24 protein-coding genes and 2 pseudogenes are annotated in these 20,798 nt (G+C 59.1%); 15 read left to right on the forward strand and 11 right to left on the reverse strand.

Annotated features, from left to right (window positions below):
* Positions 1-24: 24 nt before the first annotated feature.
* A complete protein-coding gene (gene ppnN, locus WA225_RS08395) occupies positions 25-1,398 on the reverse strand; it encodes a nucleotide 5'-monophosphate nucleosidase PpnN (protein ID WP_105704980.1) in 1,374 nt (457 codons plus the stop codon).
* 224 nt (positions 1,399-1,622) lie between these two features.
* On the opposite strand from ppnN, the gene WA225_RS08400 reads away from it, so the two are divergent.
* Positions 1,623-2,150, forward strand: coding sequence for a DUF3087 domain-containing protein (locus WA225_RS08400; RefSeq protein ID WP_422607583.1), 528 nt, complete (start codon positions 1,623-1,625; stop codon positions 2,148-2,150).
* Here WA225_RS08400 and WA225_RS08405 read toward each other — a convergent pair whose 3' ends face one another.
* Positions 2,151-2,525 (reverse strand): DUF2784 domain-containing protein, encoded by a 375-nt coding sequence (locus tag WA225_RS08405; protein WP_422607584.1) that lies wholly within the window; start codon positions 2,523-2,525, stop codon positions 2,151-2,153.
* A 186-nt stretch (positions 2,526-2,711) separates the two neighbouring features.
* Between WA225_RS08405 and WA225_RS08410 the strand changes: the two genes are divergently transcribed.
* The 3 genes from WA225_RS08410 to WA225_RS08420 all read left to right on the forward strand — a co-directional run bounded on the left by WA225_RS08410 (position 2,712) and on the right by WA225_RS08420 (position 3,931).
* Positions 2,712-3,410 (forward strand): AzlC family ABC transporter permease, encoded by a 699-nt coding sequence (locus tag WA225_RS08410; protein WP_064117566.1) that lies wholly within the window; start codon positions 2,712-2,714, stop codon positions 3,408-3,410.
* Entirely contained in the window at positions 3,410-3,721 is a 312-nt protein-coding gene (locus tag WA225_RS08415) for an AzlD domain-containing protein (protein WP_176472272.1), read from the forward strand. Before WA225_RS08410 ends, WA225_RS08415 begins: the two co-directional genes overlap by 1 nt.
* 63 nt (positions 3,722-3,784) lie before the next feature.
* Positions 3,785-3,931, forward strand: a complete 147-nt coding sequence (locus WA225_RS08420; RefSeq protein WP_422607585.1) for a hypothetical protein — start codon at positions 3,785-3,787, stop codon at positions 3,929-3,931.
* A 47-nt stretch (positions 3,932-3,978) separates the two neighbouring features.
* Here WA225_RS08420 and WA225_RS08425 read toward each other — a convergent pair whose 3' ends face one another.
* The 4 genes from WA225_RS08425 to WA225_RS08440 all read right to left on the reverse strand — a co-directional run bounded on the left by WA225_RS08425 (position 3,979) and on the right by WA225_RS08440 (position 7,122).
* Entirely contained in the window at positions 3,979-4,251 is a 273-nt protein-coding gene (locus WA225_RS08425) for a hypothetical protein (RefSeq protein WP_064117564.1), read from the reverse strand.
* 253 nt (positions 4,252-4,504) lie between these two features.
* Positions 4,505-5,185, reverse strand: a complete 681-nt coding sequence (locus WA225_RS08430) for an SOS response-associated peptidase (RefSeq protein WP_422607586.1) — start codon at positions 5,183-5,185, stop codon at positions 4,505-4,507.
* A gap of 47 nt (positions 5,186-5,232) precedes the next feature.
* Entirely contained in the window at positions 5,233-6,075 is an 843-nt protein-coding gene (locus WA225_RS08435) for an ABC transporter permease (RefSeq protein ID WP_422607587.1), read from the reverse strand.
* Between the two features lie 60 nt (positions 6,076-6,135).
* Positions 6,136-7,122, reverse strand: a complete 987-nt coding sequence (locus WA225_RS08440; protein WP_422607588.1) for an aliphatic sulfonate ABC transporter substrate-binding protein — start codon at positions 7,120-7,122, stop codon at positions 6,136-6,138.
* Positions 7,123-7,415: 293 nt separating this feature from the next.
* Here WA225_RS08440 and WA225_RS08445 point away from each other — a divergent pair, with 293 nt between their 5' ends.
* The 3 genes from WA225_RS08445 (at position 7,416) to WA225_RS08455 (ending at position 9,748) form a co-directional block, all read left to right on the forward strand.
* The gene (locus WA225_RS08445; protein WP_422607589.1) at positions 7,416-8,363 is read left to right on the forward strand and encodes an ABC transporter substrate-binding protein; all 948 of its coding nucleotides are present in this window, start codon (positions 7,416-7,418) and stop codon (positions 8,361-8,363) included.
* Positions 8,364-8,521: 158 nt separating this feature from the next.
* Positions 8,522-9,394 carry a polysaccharide deacetylase family protein gene (locus WA225_RS08450; RefSeq protein ID WP_422607590.1) on the forward strand — a complete coding sequence of 291 codons (873 nt, stop codon included), beginning with the start codon at positions 8,522-8,524 and terminating at the stop codon, positions 9,392-9,394.
* A 111-nt stretch (positions 9,395-9,505) separates the two neighbouring features.
* Positions 9,506-9,748, forward strand: a complete 243-nt coding sequence (locus WA225_RS08455; RefSeq protein ID WP_422607591.1) for a DUF1652 domain-containing protein — start codon at positions 9,506-9,508, stop codon at positions 9,746-9,748.
* Between the two features lie 3 nt (positions 9,749-9,751).
* Here WA225_RS08455 and WA225_RS08460 read toward each other — a convergent pair whose 3' ends face one another.
* On the reverse strand, positions 9,752-10,114 hold the full coding sequence (locus tag WA225_RS08460; protein ID WP_422607592.1) for an NUDIX hydrolase: 363 nt from the start codon (positions 10,112-10,114) through the stop codon (positions 9,752-9,754).
* A gap of 221 nt (positions 10,115-10,335) precedes the next feature.
* Here WA225_RS08460 and WA225_RS08465 point away from each other — a divergent pair, with 221 nt between their 5' ends.
* Positions 10,336-10,533 (forward strand): DUF2188 domain-containing protein, encoded by a 198-nt coding sequence (locus tag WA225_RS08465; RefSeq protein ID WP_422607593.1) that lies wholly within the window; start codon positions 10,336-10,338, stop codon positions 10,531-10,533.
* A gap of 65 nt (positions 10,534-10,598) precedes the next feature.
* Here the strand turns inward: WA225_RS08465 and WA225_RS08470 are convergent, their stop codons facing one another.
* Positions 10,599-10,838 carry a hypothetical protein gene (locus WA225_RS08470; RefSeq protein WP_008085812.1) on the reverse strand — a complete coding sequence of 80 codons (240 nt, stop codon included), beginning with the start codon at positions 10,836-10,838 and terminating at the stop codon, positions 10,599-10,601.
* Positions 10,839-11,024: 186 nt separating this feature from the next.
* Between WA225_RS08470 and WA225_RS08475 the strand changes: the two genes are divergently transcribed.
* Positions 11,025-11,360, forward strand: coding sequence for a hypothetical protein (locus WA225_RS08475; RefSeq protein ID WP_422607594.1), 336 nt, complete (start codon positions 11,025-11,027; stop codon positions 11,358-11,360).
* 81 nt (positions 11,361-11,441) lie between these two features.
* Here the strand turns inward: WA225_RS08475 and WA225_RS08480 are convergent.
* Positions 11,442-11,738 (reverse strand): annotated as a pseudogene (locus WA225_RS08480) (transcriptional regulator); the annotation flags it as partial.
* Between the two features lie 6 nt (positions 11,739-11,744).
* Here WA225_RS08480 and WA225_RS08485 point away from each other — a divergent pair.
* The 5 genes and pseudogenes from WA225_RS08485 to WA225_RS08505 form a co-directional block, all read left to right on the forward strand.
* Positions 11,745-12,269: pseudogene (locus WA225_RS08485) on the forward strand (FAD-dependent oxidoreductase); the annotation flags it as partial.
* 285 nt (positions 12,270-12,554) lie between these two features.
* On the forward strand, positions 12,555-13,067 hold the full coding sequence (fae, locus tag WA225_RS08490) for a formaldehyde-activating enzyme (RefSeq protein ID WP_093437400.1): 513 nt from the start codon (positions 12,555-12,557) through the stop codon (positions 13,065-13,067).
* A gap of 10 nt (positions 13,068-13,077) precedes the next feature.
* Positions 13,078-14,112 carry an aldo/keto reductase gene (locus WA225_RS08495; protein WP_093437404.1) on the forward strand — a complete coding sequence of 345 codons (1,035 nt, stop codon included), beginning with the start codon at positions 13,078-13,080 and terminating at the stop codon, positions 14,110-14,112.
* Positions 14,109-15,542 (forward strand): NAD-dependent succinate-semialdehyde dehydrogenase, encoded by a 1,434-nt coding sequence (locus tag WA225_RS08500; RefSeq protein WP_422607595.1) that lies wholly within the window; start codon positions 14,109-14,111, stop codon positions 15,540-15,542. The genes WA225_RS08495 and WA225_RS08500 overlap by 4 nt, the downstream gene beginning before the upstream one ends.
* 98 nt (positions 15,543-15,640) lie before the next feature.
* Positions 15,641-17,005: an MFS transporter gene (locus WA225_RS08505; RefSeq protein ID WP_422607596.1), complete on the forward strand. Its 1,365-nt coding sequence runs from the start codon at positions 15,641-15,643 to the stop codon at positions 17,003-17,005.
* A gap of 301 nt (positions 17,006-17,306) precedes the next feature.
* Here the strand turns inward: WA225_RS08505 and WA225_RS08510 are convergent, their stop codons facing one another.
* The gene (locus tag WA225_RS08510; protein WP_422607597.1) at positions 17,307-18,182 is read right to left on the reverse strand and encodes a LysR substrate-binding domain-containing protein; all 876 of its coding nucleotides are present in this window, start codon (positions 18,180-18,182) and stop codon (positions 17,307-17,309) included.
* A gap of 208 nt (positions 18,183-18,390) precedes the next feature.
* Positions 18,391-19,569: a hypothetical protein gene (locus WA225_RS08515; RefSeq protein ID WP_422607598.1), complete on the reverse strand. Its 1,179-nt coding sequence runs from the start codon at positions 19,567-19,569 to the stop codon at positions 18,391-18,393.
* Positions 19,570-19,755: 186 nt separating this feature from the next.
* Between WA225_RS08515 and WA225_RS08520 the strand changes: the two genes are divergently transcribed.
* On the forward strand, positions 19,756-20,688 hold the full coding sequence (locus WA225_RS08520; protein WP_422607599.1) for a LysR substrate-binding domain-containing protein: 933 nt from the start codon (positions 19,756-19,758) through the stop codon (positions 20,686-20,688).
* Positions 20,689-20,798: the final 110 nt, after the last annotated feature.

The following is a 20,798-nucleotide window of genomic DNA, read 5'->3' on the forward strand; positions in this document are numbered from 1 at the left end:
AGCAATTGTGTGGCGGCTTAAACGTTACGCCACCACTCGATAACACGGCACATACGCCGCGCCACCCGGCAACTTCATCCGGTGCTGGGCGACGAAGGCTTTGAGCAGGGCATCGAGCGGTTGCATGATCGCCGCATCACCACGGATCTGGTATGGCCCGTGTTCTTCGATCAAACGAATGCCCTTGTCCTTGACGTTCCCCGCCACAATCCCCGAAAACGCCCGACGCAGGTTCGCCGCCAGTTCATGCGGTGGCTGATCGCGGTGCAGTTTCAAATTCGCCATGTTTTCGTGGGTTGGATCGAACGGGCGCTGGAAGCCCTCGTCGATCTTCAGCAGCCAGTTGAAGTGGAACGCATCGTTGCGCTCGCGGCGGAACTGCTTCACCGCTTTCAGGCCCTGAGTCATCTGCCGCGCGACTTCCGCCGGGTCGTCGATGATGATTTCGTAATGTTGTTTGGCCGCTTCGCCGAGGGTGGCGGTGACGAAGGCGTCGAGCTGTTCCAGATACGGCGCGGCATGTTTCGGCCCGGTGAGAATCACCGGGAACGGCAGCCCTGCGTTGTCCGGGTGCATGAGGATGCCGAGCAGGTAGAGGAATTCTTCTGCCGTACCGGCACCGCCCGGGAAGATGATGATGCCGTGGCCGACACGCACGAACGCTTCCAGACGTTTTTCGATGTCCGGCAGGATCACCAGTTCGTTGACGATAGGGTTCGGCGCTTCGGCGGCAATGATGCCCGGCTCAGTCAAACCGAGGTAGCGACCGCCGTGGATACGCTGTTTGGCGTGGGCGATGGTTGCACCCTTCATTGGGCCTTTCATCACGCCCGGGCCGCAGCCGGTGCAGATGTCGAGGCTACGCAGGCCGAGTTCGTGGCCGACTTTCTTGGTGTATTTGTATTCTTCGGTGTTGATCGAGTGACCGCCCCAGCACACGACGATTTTCGGCTCGACGCCCGGGCGCAGGGTGCGCGCGTTGCGCAGCAGGTGGAAGACGTAGTCGCTGATGCCTTGTGAGGTGGTCAGGTCGATGCGCTGGCTGTCGAGTTCGTTCTCGGTGTAGACGATGTCGCGCAAGGCGCTGAAAAGCATTTCGCGGGTGCTGGCGATCATTTCGCCATCGACGAAAGCGTCGGCCGGCGCGTTCAGCAACTCCAGGCGTACGCCGCGGTCCTGTTGGTGAATGCGGATTTCGAAGTCCTTGTAGGCTTCGAGGATGGTCTTGGCGTTATCAACATGGGCGCCGGTGTTGAGGATGGCCAGGGCGCACTGGCGGAAGAGGGTGTAGGTGCTGCCGGATCCGGCTTCGCTCAGTTGCTGAACTTCACGTTGAGAAAGGGTTTCCAGGCTGCCTTTCGGGCTGACCGAGGCATTGATTACGTGTCGTTGGGTCATGCAATGATCCTTAAAACGATGTCATCCCAAAACCAGGCGAATGGCATCCGAATAGTGTGTATCCATGAATGAAGATGGCACGATCTGCGCTGTACCGCCATGTTCCCGTTGGACGCTGAAAAGATGAAAAGGAGCCCCAGCATAGCTAAATCCGCGCTAGAGGCGATAATGCGCCGGCCGGTTTTTTCAGTCAGCCCTTTTGTCGCTCAAGGAAGTCATTTGTGATGTTCGAGATTCAGCCGATGGACGCCGCCACCTTTCGCCAGCAGACCCGACGCAGCACGATCATCATCGCCGTGCTGTTCCTGGTGCTGGCGATGTTGTTTTCCAGCGTGGCGGTGGCGCTGTTCGGCGAGCCCGGGGGGGACAATCTGCGCTTTAACGTCGGTGGGGTGTTCGTCGCGTTTCTACTGACGGCGGGGTTATTGCGCGGGCGCTTCTGGCATCAGACGTGGATGGCGCCGGCCGTTTACAGCTGGCGGCTCAAGCGCAGTTTGATGAGCGTCACCAACGTGATGCATCAAGTCACGGCGGCGGTGGAGAAGGGTGATCCGACGGCCATGAAGGTCTTGCGCTTCTACCACCTGGGGCTGACGCAGATGCATGTACTGGACGGCAACTCCAGCGATCATGGGCAACTGTGGCGTGAAGTCGAAGCACATAAACAGCGGATGCAGGCGCTGGGGCTCGACACCGAGCAGACGCGCCTGGATCCGGCCTGGCTGGACGCTGTGAAGCAGACTTCGCGCTGATCACAACGCTCGACGCAGCGTCCACGCACGGATCAAACGGCCATAAACCAGCAGGTTGACCGCCAGCACCACGCTGCCGAGTGCCAGTTGAAGCTGCGGGGTAAGCCCGGCCGGATAGATGATCGGCCAGATGTAGTGCTCGATGAAACCGCCGGCGTATTCGGTTTGCCCGGCGGCGTGGCGCATGAGGTTTTCCCAGTAGGTCAGCGGGCAGGTGAGGTGCAACACCTCGACCATCACGCCCCAGGTCGCCGCAGGTAAATGCAGCCACATCAACCGTGGCCATTTAAGCACCAGCAGCCCGCCAAACAGCACGAACAGAATGAAGGACAAATGAAACAGCACCAGCCCGTCGGCTGCGATTCGGTAGAGCATGTCGTCTCCCTGACGCGATTGTGAATGGCGCTATGTTACGCCGCTCAGGGGATTAAAGCTGCGCGCGAAAATCAGCGAATTCCGCGCGCATCCGGCCGATTTCCCACAAGTGCGCAAGATTGTTCAAGCCAATAAGGTGAAATGGCTGGCACAGTCGTCGACCGTTTTCCTGGTTGAAGAACGTTTATGTCTGACTCAGTTTTGCCGCGCAGTGCGTTCCTTCGCGGCGCCGCGGCGATCATGCCGCTGTCTCTGGCCACCGCGCCGTGGGGGTTGTTGGCCGGTTCCATGGCGATCGAAGCCAACCTCACGCCGCTGCAAGGCCAAGGCTTGTCGAGCATCGTGTTTGCCGGTGCGGCGCAGTTGGTGGCGATCGGCATGCTCAAGGGCGGGGCGGGAATTTTCTCGATTCTGCTGACCACACTGCTGCTGACGTCGCAGCATTTGTTGTATGGCATGAGCATGCGTTCGGTGATTTCGCCGCTGCCGGGGCGCTGGCGAATTGGCCTGGGTTTTTTGCTCACCGATGAATTGTTCGCCCTGACCAGTCAGCATGATCGCCAGCAGTTCAATCGCTGGTATGCGCTGGGTGTGGGGCTGACGTTCTACGTCGCCTGGAACCTGTTCACCCTGGCCGGCATCGTGCTGGGCAGCAGCATTCCCGGGCTGGAACATCTGGGGCTGGACTTCTCGATTGCCGCCACGTTTATCGCGTTGATCACGCCGGTGGTGCGTAACGTACCGACCGTGGTGTGTGTAGCGGTGTCGCTGTTCTGCTCGGTGCTGTTCAGTTACTGGCAATGGGGCTCGGCACTGGTCTTGTCGGGGCTGGCGGGAATGACCGCAGGGTTTATCTGCAACAAGCTGTATCGGGGGCGCACATGATGGTCTGGGCAGTGATTTTCGGCATGGGGATTCTGGTGTTTCTCAACCGCTACGTGTTTCTCGAGCCGCGTTTGCCGGTGCGTTTGAGCAGCAATGCGCGGCAGTTTCTCGGTTTCGCGGTGCCGGGCATGCTCACCGCCATCTGCGGACCGATTGTGTTCATGCCGGACAAACAGCTGAATTTGCAGTGGGATAATCCGTATCTGCTTAGTTCGCTGGTAGCGATCGCGCTGGTCATCTACACGCGTAATACCTTGCTTAGCATGCTGCTCAGTATGGCGTTCTTCTTTTTGTTGCGCTGGTGGCTGTAAGTTACCTGCTGAAAATTGTTCTACGCTGTAAGGATGACAATTCACTCGTGACAGGAGGTGGACATGGCGACTGAGCCCAAGCATCCGGAGCCGGTTGAAGAAGACACGGATGAGCCGACGCAAGAAGAAATCGAGCGTGAGAAACACAAGGAACAAACCTGGAAACACGATGATGGCAGGGAGCTGTCAACTCCAGACCGCAAGTTCTGACTGACTTGAACGAAGAAGCCCCGCAAGTGCGGGGCTTTTTCGTGGTGTCAAAGATCGTCCAGCTGCGTGAAGTCGGGGTGTGAAGCCCGATATCCCAAGGTTCTGTCGATCCACGCATTGAGCTCGTTGACCATCACCGGCGGATGGCCGGGATAAGCTTCGAGGGTGGTGCGCAGGATGCGTTCGATGTCGGGCACGGTACGCAGGTTTCGGGTCTTGATGTAGTGGCCGATAAAACAGTCGAGTTCAAAGCGCTCTGTCATGGACAGATAAATACACTCCAGGCCGCTGACCTGTTTGATTGCAAAATCGTCGCGCAACTTATTTCTCTGCAAGGCTTGTAGAAGTTGTGGGGGATTCCTGATTTGTTGACTCTTTGGTCAACTGGTATACCAATCGGAAATGCGGCGCGCATGCTATCCGTAGTGCTTCTAAATGTATGTATGACGAATGAAATGTCAGACAGGCGGTTAGTTCGCTCAAACGACTGTTTTTTTTGTGCTGTTTCACTGATGAAACAACGTCTGTAACGATCCTGCGTCACCTGAATAGACGCATGACGAAGGCGGATTTTTAGGCCACTTCATCAATCAACCGTGGGCCCTGATTGCGCGAGTTGCCCACGGCTTTGTCGACTTTGTGCCAGGTGAACACCTCACTGCCTTCGCCTTCGAACAGCAGCATGTGTTCGGCGCGTTCAACCGGGGTCGCCGGGTCGAGCCATTCGTGGGCGCGTTGTGCGTCGAATACCACGGGGCGGCGGTCGTGGATGTCGAGCAGGCCGCCCATGCTGTCGGCGGTGATGATCACGAAGCCGTCATCGTCACGCGCGGCCGCATCGGCGCTCGGAAACTGGCCGATGGCCGCGCAGAAAATCGCCGAGCGGTCGGCCCGGCGGATCAACCACGGTTGGCGGGTCTTCTCTTCGGCATCAACCCATTCGAACCAATTGTCGACCGGCACGATCAGCCGATGCCGCCAGATCGCCCGGAAGAACGCGCCGTGGGCGACTTTCTCGACCCGCGCATTGATTGGTGCCGCGCGATCCTTGGCCCAATGCGGACGCCAGCCCCAGCGCAAGTTATCGGCGTAAAGCCGCTGTTCGTGCTGATGAAGGACTGCCAATGGCGTGGTCGGCGCGGCGTTGTAGCGATTCAGCGGCGCATCGCCGACGTGATTGAGCAACGCATCGGGAATGCTCAACACCGCGACGAAATCGTGGATACCTCGGTACTGCGAGAGTCGTCCGCACATCGGCTGAATCTCCTGTTGGAGATTTCAGCTTAGTCGCCTGTGCGCACTCACTCCCTGGCGTCCTGACCAGTGAACGTATCGCGCCAGTTCAGCCAGCGCCGTTCCAGCATGGCAAGCAAGCCATCGCTGAGTTTACCGAGCAAGGCCAGGACGATGATCGCTGCCAGCACGATGTCCGGTCGCGAGGTTTCGCGCCCGTCACTGAGCAGGTAACCAAGGCCTTTTGTGGCCGCAATCAACTCGGCAGCAACGAGAAACATCCACGCCAGGCTCATGCCACTGCGCAGCCCGGTGAACAGGCCGGGTAGGGCGGCGGGCAGCAGAATCCGCCGCACCAGTTGCCAACGGCTGAAGCTATAGATGCGCCCGACCTCGACCAATTTGCGATCGATATTGCGGATCGCCGCGACCACGTTGACGTACACCGGAAAGAACGCGCCGATGGCGATCAAAACGATTTTCGAGGTCTCGTCGATGCCCAGCCACAGCAAAAGCAAAGGCACCCAGGCCAGACTCGGAATGGCGCGCAATGCGGCGAATGTCGGCTCCAGATAAGCCTCGGCTTCGCGACTCAAACCGACCCACGCGGCCATTACCAGCGCCAGGCTGGCGCCGATGGCAAAACCCAGCAGCACCCGCGCCAGGCTGGCCGCGATGTGCTTCCACAGAGCACCTTCGGCAAGGTCGGCGAGGGTCAGGGCGATCTCGCTTGGCGCCGGCATCTGGTAGGACGGCAGCCAGCCGAGGCGTACGATAATTTCCAGAACAATGATGATCAGCAGCGGCAGGGCCAGGCCTTTGAATCGGCGCTGCCAGGCAGGGTTGATCGGCGAGGGGCGTTTGCGCGCGACAGTGAATGGCGCGGGCAAGTCTTTGCTGTGGCTGGGCATGGTCTGGCTCCGCACGCAGAAAATCCGCGACGCGCGCGGATTCGCTGAATGCCTGGTCGATTACTGGCGGGCGACGGCTTGCTGGACACCGTTGTCGAGCAATTGGTCGATGACCTGATCGACATTGACGCCACGGCGCACCAGTTCTTCTGAGACCAGAATCGGCGCGGCGGCTTTGGAGGCGAGCACATCGTTGGCAGTCAGTTGCGGGCTGCTCAAGTCAGTCCGTGACAATTGCAGCTTGGCCACCTCCAGCGGCAGGCCGGACTCCTTGGCGAGGAGAGCGGCGAACGCGTCGGGATTTTTCAACGCCCATTCGCGGGCTTGTTCGTAAGCCTTGATCACCGTGTAGATGGTTTGCGGATGCTCCTTGGCGTATTGCTCGGTGACGCTGACCACGCCGTAACTGTTGAACGCCGGGTTGCGATACAAAAGACGCGAGCCGGCCTGCACCTGGCTGGCGGCCATGTGCGGATCAAGCCCGGCCCAGGCGTCGACATCGCCTTTTTCCAGCGCGGTCCGACCGTCGGGATGTTGCAAGTGCACCAGCTCCACGTCGTCCTTTTTCAGCCCGGCCTGTTGCAGGCTGCGCAGGGTAAACAAGTACGGGTCGGTGCCCTTGGTCGCGGCGATTTTCTTGCCTTTTAGGTCGGCAATCGACTGGTACGGCGAATCCTTGCGCACCACCAGCGCGGTCCATTCCGCGCGGCTGTAGACGTAAACCGATTTGATCGGGCTGCCGTTGGCGCGGCTCAGCACGGCGGCGAGGCTGGCGCTGGACGCGAAGTCGACGCCGCCGCTGTTGAGGTATTCCAGTGAGCGGTTACTGCCCTGACTCAACACCCAGCTGACTTTGGTATTCGGCAGGGCTTTCTCGAGGAAACCGAAGTTTTTCAGCACCAGACTGACCGGAGAGTAATAGGCGTAATCAAGGTGCACTTCCGCCGGAGCGGTCTCGGCGGCCTGGGCCAGCGGCTGCAGGCTCAGAGCCATGGCGCTGACGGCCAGCAGCGTTTTCAGGCGGGACAACGGGAAGAACGATTTCATGTGAGCGCTCCGGCAAAGGCACAGACTTCTTATGTCCAAAAAGATATTTTTATCGAATGCTTCCTGCATGAATGGAATATTGCAGGCTCTGTGCCATAAGTGCCGGGGCTCCGGTTTACTAGGGTTTGACCGAGTTTCTGTCGGTTCAAGGTGTTGCCTGGCGAACAGTGTGGTGAGGCACTGTTGCGGGGTGAACAGCGGCGTTGATCGGTGATGAGCTTATGCGCTAATCGAATTTCAAAAGCTTTATTTAACAGCGTTATGGTCTATGCAAACCCCTTGCAGGACTTGCCATGAAGCTTTCCCGATTCCTACGCGGCGCGCTGACCGCTGCACTGTTCGCGTCGCCACTTGCCTACGCTGCCGAGCCTTTGGTCCTGCATGTCGGAGATCAGAATTACTACAACATCCGCGCGTCGATAGAAGCGTCCGGGGTGTTGAAAGATGCGCCTTACACCGTTGACTGGAAACATTTCCAGGCGGCCGCACCCCTGGCCGAGGCCTTGCAGACCGGTGCGCTGGATCTGGGTTTTCTCGGTGATTCAGGTTTTCTGTTTCTTGCCGCTAAACAAGCCCCGGTGAAGTTGATCGGCGTTTCCCGGCAAAACCCCGACACCATCGCATTGCTGGTACCCAAGGATTCCACGGTAAAAACCATCGCTGATCTGAAAGGCAAGAAAGTCGCCTACTGGCCCGGAGCCTGGAGTCAGCAGTTGACCTTGCGTGCCCTGGAGCAAGGTGGATTGCCGGAAGATTACGTCGACTTCGTCAAACTGATGCCGATCGATGCGGCCGCAGCGTTGCCCCAAGGCAGCATCGATGCGTTCCCGGTGTGGGAACCGTACATTTCCCAACAAATCGTCTTTTCCGGGGCGCGACCGATCCTGACCGCGAAAAACCTGATGCCCGGCCTCAGCGCCATCGCGGCGTCTGCAGCGTCAATCGACAGCAAACGTGAGGCCATCGCCGACTTTCTCGGGCGTTTGAAACAGGCGCGTGCCTGGGTCGACAGCCACACGGATGAATACGCCGACCTGTGGGCGAAGAAAGCCAATCTCGATCAAGAGGTTTCGCGGCACTGGTTGCGTCAGGCGCATATGAGCGTCGGGCCGGTGGATCAACAGGCCGCAGCCGATCTGCAAAGCACTGCGGACTTCCTGTTTAAAGTAAAAGCGCTGCCGGCGCCGCTGGCGACCGCCGGGATTATCGACACCTCGTTTCAGCAGGCGCTGACACGCTGAACAAGCGCTGGAACCAAACCCTGTGTACCTTATCCAACCACGGCTCGCGGTTTCGGGCGCAGGGATGGATAAGGGCGAGGGAGTTTTGCCAATCGACCACATGACGGCAGCCGTCGGGCTCAAGGCAAAACAGGATGCGCGGATTCCAATTTCTTTGTATGACGGTCATTGCGCTGGGGCTGGCCGGTTGCATTGCCGCGCCGATCGAAATGAGCGCGCAAACCGAAACCCGCCTCAAAGGTCAGGCGCCGGTGCGTTTTCTGTTGACGTTCGATGATGGCCCCAGCGCGTCGAGCTTCTGGAATCCGTCGGCGACGGTGCTCGACAGCCTCAAGGACAACCCGATTCAAGCTGATATCAAAGCCGTGTTCTTCGTACAAACCCGCGCCCCGCGAGCCGGCAACAGCGACATCGGTCGGGGCATCATGCGCCGTGAGTATGCAGAGGGGCATATCCTCGCGTTTCATACTGCGACGCACTGGCACACCAATCATCGTTCGCTCGACCCGCAGCAACTCGAGGATTCACTGAATTTCGGCACAGCGGATATCGCCGCCATTACCGGCGCGCCCCCGACCCTGCTGCGCCCGCCATTCTGGAACTATGACCAACGCACTTTCGCAGCCTATCAACGACATGGGTTGCATGTGTTGTTGACGGATTTGAGTGCCAATGACGGCAAGATCTGGGGCTTCAATGCCAGTCCGCGACGGCGGGCGAACATGCTGCGGCAGTTGTCGGAAGTTCGCGAACAGATCGCGTTGGGCAAGTTTGCAACGGTGGATGGCGTGATCCCGGTGGTGGTGACGTTCCATGACCTTAACCGCTATACCGCGCGGCACACCCGCGAATATTTGCAGATCCTGCTGGACAGCGCCGCGGCGACCGGTGTGAAGCTGGCGGCGAAGCCGTTCTATGATGATCACGCCGCCCTGGAAAAAGCCGCATTGGCGCGCACCGTTCAGCAAAGTTCGCAGCCGGTGAATTTGCCGGGCATCTGGGGCTGGATCTGGGATCACGACGCTCACTGAGAACACGCCCGAAAGTTGTGATTGAGTTGGCATTTTTGTATCGGGCAAGACACAAAGTGCTCATCTATGCTCTACGGGTCGACCGACTCATCGCCTGCGAGGCGCCCACTCATGCTTGCCATTGCCGATATCTGCCGGATTGTCGAATCCGGCTTTCCTGCGTCCAAGTGCGACTGCATTCCGACCACGCAGGGATTGCTGCAAATCAAGGTGTATGAGCCGGACAGCGGGCGGGTCGAATTGCTGCTCAATGGCGTCTCCCCGGAACATCTCGTCACCATCCGTGACATTTCCAACTTCATCGGTGAGTTACGCACGGAAATGAGTGCGGGGCGCCGGGCCTTTGCCGGTTAAGCGTTATAACCGCCGTTGAAACGCCTGAACAATGCGCAGTGTCGCTTCGCTGGTGCTCAAGTTCTGCACGGTGCCGAGTGGATGCCAGATGCAATCGATGATCTCGTTCTGCGGGCGCAGCTGTTCAAAATCTGTCACTGAGGCCTCATAGACGTGATGCCGGGTGCTGCCGCTCTGCAGTTCCATCAAATACAACACATCCTCGGCATGCAGCCCGGTTTCTTCCTGCAGTTCGCGCACGGCAGCCTCCGCTCGGGTTTCCCCGGACTCGACTTTGCCCCCGGGCAATGTCCAGCGACAGTGGGGTTTGCGCACCAGGAGTATGTGGCGATCCTGTTCGCAAATGACGGTGGCGCGTACTTTCATCTGTTACCTGTTGGGCGGGCTGTCATAAAACTGAAATGAAACTGCAATATTCGAGCCGGGGCCGGTTTTAAAGGTTCCGCAGGGATTTGGAGCGTTGGGTTGTGCGAAAAGTGCCAGCACCGTGACAGGCAAGTGCCACGACACCCGGTCAGCACCTCATGCGGATCAGGGTGTAAGGTAAAAGCGTGAAGCTGAACCCACCGTTGAAAAAGGAGGTACCCATGAGCATTCCAATGCTGAACAAGATGCACATGAACGGTTACGACGTGCTCAGCGTGAACAATGGCCCGTGGCGGGTGTGCACTCAGGGTGATCGACTGGCGTCGTTTGGCAGTCGAGAAGAAGCCTTGGCTTATGCCGCCGCACTTCCCGGCTACAAAAAACGCTCGAAGCGCGCGCAAAGTCACAAAGCCGGTTGAGCAGTTGTAAAAAAGAGCCCCGGTAGTTGCCGGGGCTTTTGTTTGGGGAAGGGGACGAGTGGGTGTCAGTGGACTTTGGTTCGGCTGATGGCGCGTGCCTTCACTTCCTTGGCATACAGTTGCAAGCGTTCTTCATCGCTTTGCAGGACCTCGCAGGATCTCAGCACGGTTTGTGCGTCCGCCTCGTTGCCGGATTTGCGCAGTTGCTCAGCGATACGCTTGAGGTCGACTGCCGACCAGCGCAGATCCGAAGCAACGCTTTGCAGGTCGCGCTGAAGTTCGTGTTCGTATTCATTGAGCCGCATGATCACCTCCTGAACATTCTCGGTAGAAAAGAGTAGTCGCATTTTTTGCCTGTGGGGCAACGCGGGTCTGTCTTTGGACTGAACGGATGTAAAAAATTGTCCAATCGCCAGGGTGGGCGCGGTGCCACGATGGATGTGCGCTAGGTTAAACGTTACATTCGTTTTTTTTCAGAACAGGGAAACACCATGCGGATATGGATAGGGAGTCTGGCGTTGGCCATGTTGGCAGGTTGCTCGTTGCCGGCATCGCTGGTACCGGGGGAGCCGAATATCAGCAAGACCAGTGGCAAGACACCTAAAGACTATGCCGCGTGTGTATTACCGTTGTGGCAGCAGGACGTGGCGAAGACCTCGCAGACGTCGATTTCCAACGGCTATCGCATCACGGCGCCCAGTATCATTACCGCTGACGAGATTCTCGATATCGTCAAATACAAGGATGGCAGCCGGGTTTCCTTGTATCAGGGGCCGCCGTGGGCCAAGTCCGGGTCGTTGCGCAAATCGGTGCGTGATTGCCTGTAACGACACGTTCAGATGCACAAAAAAAGCAGAAACCGGATCAACGGTTTCTGCTTTTTTTTGCCTTTTTTACAGGCTGAAGGATCAGCCGCAAATGTCGGTCAGCGGGATGGTGCCGACGTTGCCCTTTTTCTCGCGGCGATCCTGAATCCAGTCTTCGACTTGTTGGCCGAACTCTTTCGGTGCCTTGCGCCCGACCTTTCGGGCGATGTCGAGAATGGTCTGTTGGGCGAGGGCTTCTTCCATGCGTTGTTGCGCGGTCATCATGGCGGCGTGAATCGAACAGGTGCCTTCGACGGCCCACTCTGGCGCATTGCCTTCAAACAGGGCGCAACGCCCACGGATGTCGCGGCATTCGAAAATGTTCTTGCGGCCATCGATGAACAATCGGTCGATGGCAACGGCGTGACCTTGTCCGACGGTCAGCACATCGAGGCGAAAACCGTGGTCTGGACCACCGGCGTGCGTGCCAGCTCACTGACCGAGCAAATCCCCGCCGAGCGCGACAAACAGGGGCGCCTGCACGTCGACGCACACCTGAAAGTTGTCGGTCAGGACGACATCTTCGCCACCGGTGATGTGGCCCACGCGGCGACTGACGACATCGGCAACTATGCGCTGATGACCTGCCAGCATGCGATTTCGCTGGGCCGGCATGCCGGCAACAATGTTGCCGCACAGATTCTCGGTGTCGAGCCGACGCCGTACAGCCAGCCGAAGTACGTGACCTGCCTGGACCTCGGCGCCTGGGGCGCGGTGTACACCGAAGGCTTGGATCGTCAGGTGAAACTGGTCAAGCAGGAAGGCAAAACCCTCAAGACCCAGATCAACACCCAGTGGATCTACCCGCCGGCGGCTGATCGCGTGAGCGCATTGGCGGCGGCTGATCCGCGGATTCCTGTGGTCGCGTGACCCACTCCACATCAATCCAATCCCGGTCCTTGAGCGGGATTTTTTTTGCCCACGCCAAAGGGCTATGACTAAAACTCATTGCCCCATGATTTTTAATGGTTACGGCCGGCTCCAGCCCCGGTGTTAAAAAATCGCAAACACAGCTCATCAATAACAAGCAGAGAGCGTTTGCAGCCATGTCCCATTTCTCCCGCCGTCTCTCCCCACGCCTGTTATTGAGCGCGCTCGTCATCCGGCCTGCGTGAGCTATCGAACATCCCTCGTATCGCACAAGAGTAATGACTGATGAAAGAACTCGACCTGTACATCGGTGAAGGTTTCGAAGGCCCGGGCGTGAACGCTGCGCACATCAATATTCTGATCGGCCCGCGTAACGGCCCGGCCGGGCAGGCGTTCGCCAACAGCCTTGCATCGCCGAGCCAGGGCCACTGCCCGTTCATGGTGATTGCGCAACCGAACATTCCGGTCAAACCGATGACCCTGTACGTCAACAAAGCGGCGATCAGCAGTGACCTGCACGGCAACGCCACGTGGGGCGCCTCGCAAGCCGGGATCGCCAAAGCCGTGCTCGAAGCGCTGCTCGACGGCACCCTGCCGCCGGAAGCCGAAGACGAGTGGGCGATTGTCACCGCCAACTGGGTCAACCCGGCGTGCGACGACCTCGATGCGGTGTACCTGAACAACTACAACGCCTGCCGCACCGCGATTCGCGCGGCCCTGACCGGCAAGCCGGAAACTGCGCAATTGAAAGATGTCGTTGCGCACATCAGCAACCCTTTCTACACGCCAAAAGCCTGAGGTCGCCGCCATGCAATACATCCGTTTGGGCAACTCCGGCCTGCAAGTTTCGCGTCTGTGCCTGGGCACCATGAACATGGGCACGCCGGACTGGAAACCGTGGATCTTCAATGAAAAACAGAGCGAGCCGATCGTCGCGCATGCGCTGGATAACGGCGTGAATTTCATCGACCTCGCCGACTTCTATTCCGCCGGTGTCGGTGAAGAAGTGGTCGGGCGCATCGTCAAGCGTCTGGCCCGTCGCGAAGACCTGGTGATCACCACCAAGGTCGGCTACGGCACTCGCAGCGGGATCAACGCCAGCGGTCATTCGCGCAAGCACATCATGGACAGCATCGACGCCTCGCTGAAGCGTCTGGACATGGATTACGTCGACGTATTCATGCTGCATTACTTCGACGTGAACACCCCGGTCGAAGAAACCATGGGCGCGCTGAACGACATCGTACGCTCGGGCAAGGCACGTTACATCGGCGTCTCGACCATGCTCACCGGGCAGTTGGCGAAAATCCTCATGGCCTGCGAACGCAATGGCTGGGTCAAGCCGATCAACATGCAGCTGCAACTGAACTGCGCCTACCGCGAAGAAGAGCGCGAGATGATTCCGTTCTGCCGCGATCAGGGGATTGGCGTTTCGGTGTTCAGTCCCTTGGCGCGCGGTCTGTTGACTGGCGACGTGCAGTCTACCCGTAACCAGACCGACTTCTTTACCCAGCAGATGTACAGCGACGAAGCCTCGTTCGAAATCGCCCATTCGGTGCAGCGCGTGGCCCGTGCGCGCGGCGTGTCGAATGCACAAATCGCCCAGGCGTGGGTGGCCAATCACCCGGGCGTCGATTGCATGCTGGTTGGCGCCGACACCACCGCGCAATTCGACAGCGCGTTGGCCGCACTGGAAACCAGACTTGATGCGGATGAATTGCATGAGCTGGAACGCAATTACACCCCGTGCGACGTGATCAACGATTACACCGCCGGTAAACGCATCCTGCGTTCGGCGCGTCCGGGCCTGGAGCGGTTTACTTTGCAGGGAGCGGTGGCATGAGCGACTTGATCCGACACGGCAACTTCATTGATGGTCAGTGGGGGCAGGGCGGTGCGACCTATCCGGTGCGCAACCCGGCCAACGGCGAGCTGATTACTGAGGTGCAGAAGGCTGGCGCGGAAGAAACCAGCCTGGCCATTGACGCCGCCCACCGCGCACTGCCGGCGTGGCGTAAATTGACCGCGAAGGAACGCAGTCAACGCCTCAAGCGCTGGAGCGAATTGATGCTCGCCAATCAACAGGATCTGGCCACGCTGCTCAGCCGCGAACAAGGCAAGCCGCTGGCCGAGGCCATGGGCGAAGTGGTTTACGCAGCGAGTTTTCTCGAATGGTTCGGCGAGGAAGCCAAGCGTGCCTACGGTGATGTGATCCCGAGCCACAAGGCCGATGCGCGGATCATCGTGGTCAAGGAAGCCATCGGCGTGGTCGCGGCGATCACCCCGTGGAATTTCCCGCTGGCGATGGTCACCCGCAAGGTCGGCCCGGCGCTGGCGGCGGGCTGCACGATGATTCTCAAACCGTCGGAAGAGACGCCGATATCCGCCTTTGCCTTGGCCGTGTTGGCCGAGCAAGCGGGCATTCCCGCCGGCGTTTTTAACATCGTGTCCGGCGATGCCGTCGCCATCGGTGGCGCGCTGCAAGCATCGAGCATCGTGCGCAAACTGTCGTTCACCGGCTCAACCCGCACCGGCAAACTGCTCATGCGCCAAGCTGCCGATACCTTGAAAAAGGTCTCGCTGGAACTGGGTGGCAACGCGCCGTTTATTGTCTTCGACGATGCCGATCTGGATGCCGCCGTCAAAGGCGCAATGGCCTCGAAGTTCCGCAACACCGGGCAGACCTGCGTCTGTGTGAATCGCTTCTTTATTCAGGACGGCGTCTACGAAGCCTTCACCGGCAAGCTGGCTGAAGCGGTTGCAGCGATGCGCATCGGCAGTGCGCTGGATGGCGCGACCGAGCAGGGTCCGCTGATCAATGTCGCCGCATTGGCCAAGGTCGAAAGCCATGTCAGCGATGCCCTGGAGAAGGGCGCAACGCTGTTGTGTGGCGGTCGTCGTCACGCCTTGGGCGGCACGTTCTACGAACCGACCATCCTCACTGAGGTCAACGGCGACATGCTGATTGCCCAGGATGAAACCTTCGGTCCGGTGGCGGCGTGCTTCCGCTTCAAGGACGAGGCCGAAGTGCTGGAACGCGCCAACGACACGCCGTTCGGGTTGTCGGCGTATTTCTACAGCCGTGACATCGGCCGGGTCTGGCGCATGGCCGAAGGGCTGGAAGCGGGCATGGTCGGGATCAACGAAGGGATCATTTCCACCGAGGTCGCACCGTTCGGCGGGATCAAGGAATCGGGCCTCGGGCGCGAAGGTTCGAAGTACGGGCTGGATGACTATCTGGAGATCAAATACCTGTTGATGGGGGGGCTGTAACCCTCAGCGAAATCCCCTTGTGGGAGCAGACTTGCTCCCACATACAACCAAGCAAGAGCAATCGGTTTCTCCGTCAATAACAACAATTGGAGACGAACATGTCCGCTCAACCCATAAAAATCGACGACCTGCCCATTGGCCGGTTTCACATCAAGATCGCCGGCCTGACTTTCGGCGCGCACTTCACCGACGGCTACATCCTTGGCCTGATCGGCATCGCGTTCACCTTGCTCAGCCCGCAGATGCAGCTGGATGCATTCTGGCAAGGGTTGATCGGCGCATCGGCATTGATCGGACTGTTTCTCGGCAGTCTGTTTTTCGGCTGGATTTCGGACAAGGTCGGCCGGCAGAAAATTTTCCTGGTCAGTTTTGTGCTGATCACCCTCGCTTCGGTGATGCAGTTCTACGCCGAAACAGCCATGAGTCTGTTTCTCTGCCGGGTGTTGATCGGCATCGGCCTGGGCGGTGATTTCAGCGTCGGTCACGCGATGCTGGCCGAGTTCTCGCCGAAGAAACATCGCGGCGTTTTGCTCGGTTCGTTCAGCGTGATCTGGACCTTCGGTTACGTTGCCGCGACCTTCGTCGGCACGGCGATGCTCAGCCTTGGCGATGATGCCTGGCGCTGGATGCTGGCCTCGTCGGCCATCCCGGCAGCGTTGATTCTGATCGCGCGCATCGGCACGCCGGAATCGCCACGCTGGCTGGTCAATCAGGGGCGCATCGCCGAGGCGCGGGCGATCGTCAAAAAGCATCTGGGCGATAACGTCGAGCTCGACGAAACCCGCTCCACGGAAACCCGTTCGGGTTATGCGGTGCTGTTCAGCCGTGAGTACCGCAAGCGCACGGCGTTCAACTGCCTGTTCTTCGTGTGCATCGTGATGCCGTACTTTGCGATCTACACATTCCTGCCGTCGATTTTGCAGAAGATGGGCCTGGCCGAAGGGTTTGGCACTGAGTTGATGTTGAACATGCTGCTGATCCTCGGCGCGCTGATCGGCATCTGGTGCACGATCAAATTCACCCGGCGCGGATTTCTCATCAACTCGTTCATCATTCTCGCAGTGGCGCTGTTTCTGCTGGCGGTGCTGCCGGGCAGCGCGGCGTGGCTGATGGTACTGGTGTTTGGTCTGTTCACCTTGGTGTTGTCGGCGGTGAGCAACCTCGTTGGCGTGTTTCCGGCGGAGAGCTTTCCGACCGAGGTGCGCGCCAGTGGTATCGGGCTGGCAACGGCGGTGAGTCGTTTGGGTTCGGCCGTCAGTACGTTTCTGTTGCCGGTGAGTGTGGCCGGGATCGGCTTGAGTCCGACCATGGGCATTCTCGCGGCGATTCTGGCGATTGGCGCATGGCTGTCGTGGGCGTGGGCGCCGGAGACCAAGTCGCTGACGTTGAGTCAGGCGTGCAAGGCGCAGAGTCCGGTGGAGGGGAGTGCGATTGTGGTGAGCAAAGTCGCCACGCCGATTTGATGTGCAGGGCTCAAAGGCCTACCCCCCTCACCCCAGCCCTCTCCCCCAGGGGGGCGAGGGGGAAGGGAGCCGATCTTCGCGGGTTCAAAATTTGAGTTCCGCTCGAAATTTCAGATCGGTGTCCCCCATACATTCACCCCGGCCAGTTCCCTCTTCCTTTGTGGGGCGAGGGGGAAAGGGGGGCGATCTATGTAGTATTCAGAATCTACGTTCGACTCGGTATCTCAGGTCGGCGTAGTTCGAATAATCACCTCGGTCAGTTCCCTCTCCCTCCGGGAGAGGGCTAGGGTGAGGGGCTCTTTCAGGGATTACTCACCAGACTCAGCCATTCAGTAAACAGCTTCACCTTCGACAATCCCTGCTTGTCATTCGCCACATCCAGCCAATAGCCATAAGGCCCGATCACTTCAATCGGAGTGATCGGCACCAGGCTGCCATTGGCCAGTTCCTTCTCGATCATCTGCCGGTCAATCACCGCCAGTCCGCCACCCGCCAGCGCGGTGTGAATCACCTGATCGAGCGTGCTGAATTCCAGCCCCTGTCCCGCATCGATATCTTCACGACCCATCGCCGTCAGCCAGTTTTCCCAGACCTTCAGACGCTTGCCGTCATGCAGGATGTGCAGCAATGGAAACTCGCGCAGATCCGGCGCTTGATCGCCATTGAACAGTTCTGGACTGGCCACGGCGATGTGCCGCTCCATCACCAGCAATTGACTGGCGCACTGGGTGGACGCCGCGAGACCGAAACGGATGTGACAGTCGATTTCCGCGAGGCTGTCGTGGCTGGCCTGATTGGTTACGCTGAGGCTGATGTCCGGGTAGCGCTGGCAGAACGCGCGCAGGTGTGGCGATAGCCAGCGCGTGGCCCAGGTCGGTGGGGCGAGTACGCGCAGACGTTGGCGCAGATTGGGCACGCGCACCGCTTGCAGGGCGCGCTCCATGTGGTCGAAGGCTTCGGCCAGATGCGGCTTGAGGTTGCTGCCGGCTTCGGTCAGCGACAGGCCTTGCGGGGTACGCACGAACAGCGCGACGCCGAGGTAGTCTTCAAGCTGCTTGATCTGGCGACTGACCGCGCCCTGGGTGACGTTCAAGCCGAGTGCGGCCTGGCTGAAGCTGCGATGACGCGCGACTTCTTCGAACACGCGCAGGGTGTTGAGGGAGGGCAGTTGACGCATGGAGGCAGAACCCCGGATCGAGCGTTTGGCTCGGTTTGTTTTTGTAGGTTTTGTGTGTAGGGGGTATCTGACTATTGCGCAGGGTTTGATGCAAGGATTGTTTGTGCGGGCGCCTTCGCGAGCAGGCTCGCTCCCACCCTGGAATGCATTCCACTGTGGGAGCGAGCTTGCTCGCGAAAGCTATCTCGTCGGCGCAATCATGTCGGGATCAGAAGTAGTAACCAACGTTCACATACACCTGGTTCTCCCACTGATCCAGCCCGCCCGCAGCCAGACTCTGGGTGTAACTGCTGCCACCAATATAGGGATCATTGCGGCCAAACAACCACTCGGCCGCAACCCACAATTTGCTCACCGAAAACGAGCTGCCGAGGATCATCCGCTCTGATGTCTTGTAGCCGCTGGCGGATTTGTCGAAGGCGCTGTAGTTGGCGTAAAGCTTGACCCCGCTGACCTGATCGAAGAGGTATTTGCCACCCACGTCATAGCTCAGGTCGGCCACGTACAGATTGCCGCGACTGGCGACGTTGTAAGTGCCGTCGTAGCCGCCGAGGGTGACCACTTCATCGCTGCCGGGATTGCGCGGCGACATCTGTTGCCGCGCCGCTTGCAGTTGTACGCCCCACGGGCCGTTCTTGCCCAGATAGTGGATGGCCACGGCGTTGCGCCGGCCATCGTTGTGGGTGTCGCGATTTTGCAGGCTTGAGGTCAGGCCGGAGATGCCGACTTCGGACTTCCACGGGCCCAGATCGAATGCCTTGGCGACGCGCAGCACCACGGTGTTGCGTTCCTGGTTGTCGCTGCCGTCGGCCACGTAACTGTCGGCCTCGGAGACAATGCTGGAGTAGCTCACGCCGTTGCTGGTGCCTTTGCCTTGCCAGGCAGGGCGCAGGTAGTAACCGGCCTGGATGTTCCAGGCGCCGCTTTGCTGGATGTACTTGGCGCCGACCTGCTGCACGTCTTCAAGGCCGATGACGTTGCCGAGGGTTTCGTAGAAGGTGCTGCCGAAGTATGGCTGCAAGCCGAACGGCACGGTGTTCAGGCCGACCTGCACTTGTTGATCGGGATTGAATTTGTAGCCGACCCAGGCGAACTTGGCGAACTGGATATCGCCGTAGTTTTTCGTGTACTGGTAGGGATACGAGCGACCGTAAAAGCGGTACTGCGCTTCACCGATCCAACTATCGGAATTGTACTTGGCGCTGAGGAATACCGTGTCGAGGCCGAACTTCTGAATGTCACGATCCGGGTCCAGGTCCCAGCGCGCGCGGATGGCGCCACCCAGATCAAGATTGTCGGTGACCTGCACAGCCATTGCCGGGGCGGCAATGCTGCAGAACAGAGCGATGGAAGTGCTGCGCAAGCGCAAGGAAGCAGAGAAGGGCATGGAGCGGCTCTCGATTGTTTTTATTAGAGATGCCGCGCAGTTTTGCCATCCGCCGTTTGTTGAACAAACGATAAAAACGGTGAGCAAACCTGCATCGAATGCATGTTACTCGCAAAATCCTGTAGGACAGTCCGGCACACTCGTGGGATGCTTGGCGCCTTGTCAGTGGTTTTCGAGTGCCTTGATATGAAACGCAAAATGCCCGGCCTGAACGCGCTCAAAGCGTTCGAAGTGGCCGGCAGCACCGGCAGTTTTACCCGCGCCGCCGAGTTGCTCAATGTCACCCAGAGTGCGGTCAGTCGTCAGGTCCGGCAGTTGGAAGAACAGCTCGGCGAGAGTCTGCTGGAGCGTCGTCACCATCATCTGGAGCTGACCGGTGCCGGCAAAGTCCTGCTGCGGGCGTTGCACCAGTCATTCGACAAGATCGAGCTGACAGTGCGCAGCATTCAACAGAGAACCCACTCCAATCGCTTGCATATCAACGCGCCGCCAACCTTTACCAGCCGCTGGTTGATGCCGCGTCTGGGCCGTTTGCGCGAGCAACACCCGGAGCTGGAATTGAGCATCACCACACGCTTGCAGGACAGCCTCGCGGAAACCAGCACGCTCGATTGTGCGATCCGTTTTGGCGACGGCGAGTGGGACGGACTCGACAGTTCATTGCTGATTCAGGAACGGCATATCGCCGTGTGCGCGCCATCACTGTACGCCCGTGAGGGCGGTGAATCAGGCATCGATCTCAATCGCCTGACGTTGTTGCATGTGCTGGCCAAGGAGGATCAGCGTTATCTGACCTGGAAACATTGGCTCGATGCGGCGCGGATCATCGGCGTGGATACCCAGGGCGGCTATGAATTCGATCTGCTCGATCTGGCGATTCAGGCGGCGACCGATGGTCTGGGCATCACCATTGCCGACTGGCACATGGTCGCGGCCGAGTTGGCCAGCGGGCAACTGACGCAAGTGCTGAATGTGCATGTAGAGGGGCATCAGTCGTATTGGCTGGTGACCCGGCCGGAGCAGACCGAGATGCCGCAGTTGCAGGTTTTTTCGCAATGGCTGCAAGAGGAAATCTGGCTGGCGCAGCGCCAGTTGGAGCCCTCGACCGCTGCTATTTGAGTCAGCCCGGATGCCCTGTGGGAGGTCATTGGGGGTAACCTGCATTTTTCGAATGTTTAACCGCCCGATAAATCGTTTGTTCAACCCGCCATCGATGACAAGACTGGCGG

Source organism: Pseudomonas sp. (assembly GCF_049300855.1).
Classification (GTDB): Bacteria; Pseudomonadota; Gammaproteobacteria; order Pseudomonadales; family Pseudomonadaceae; genus Aquipseudomonas.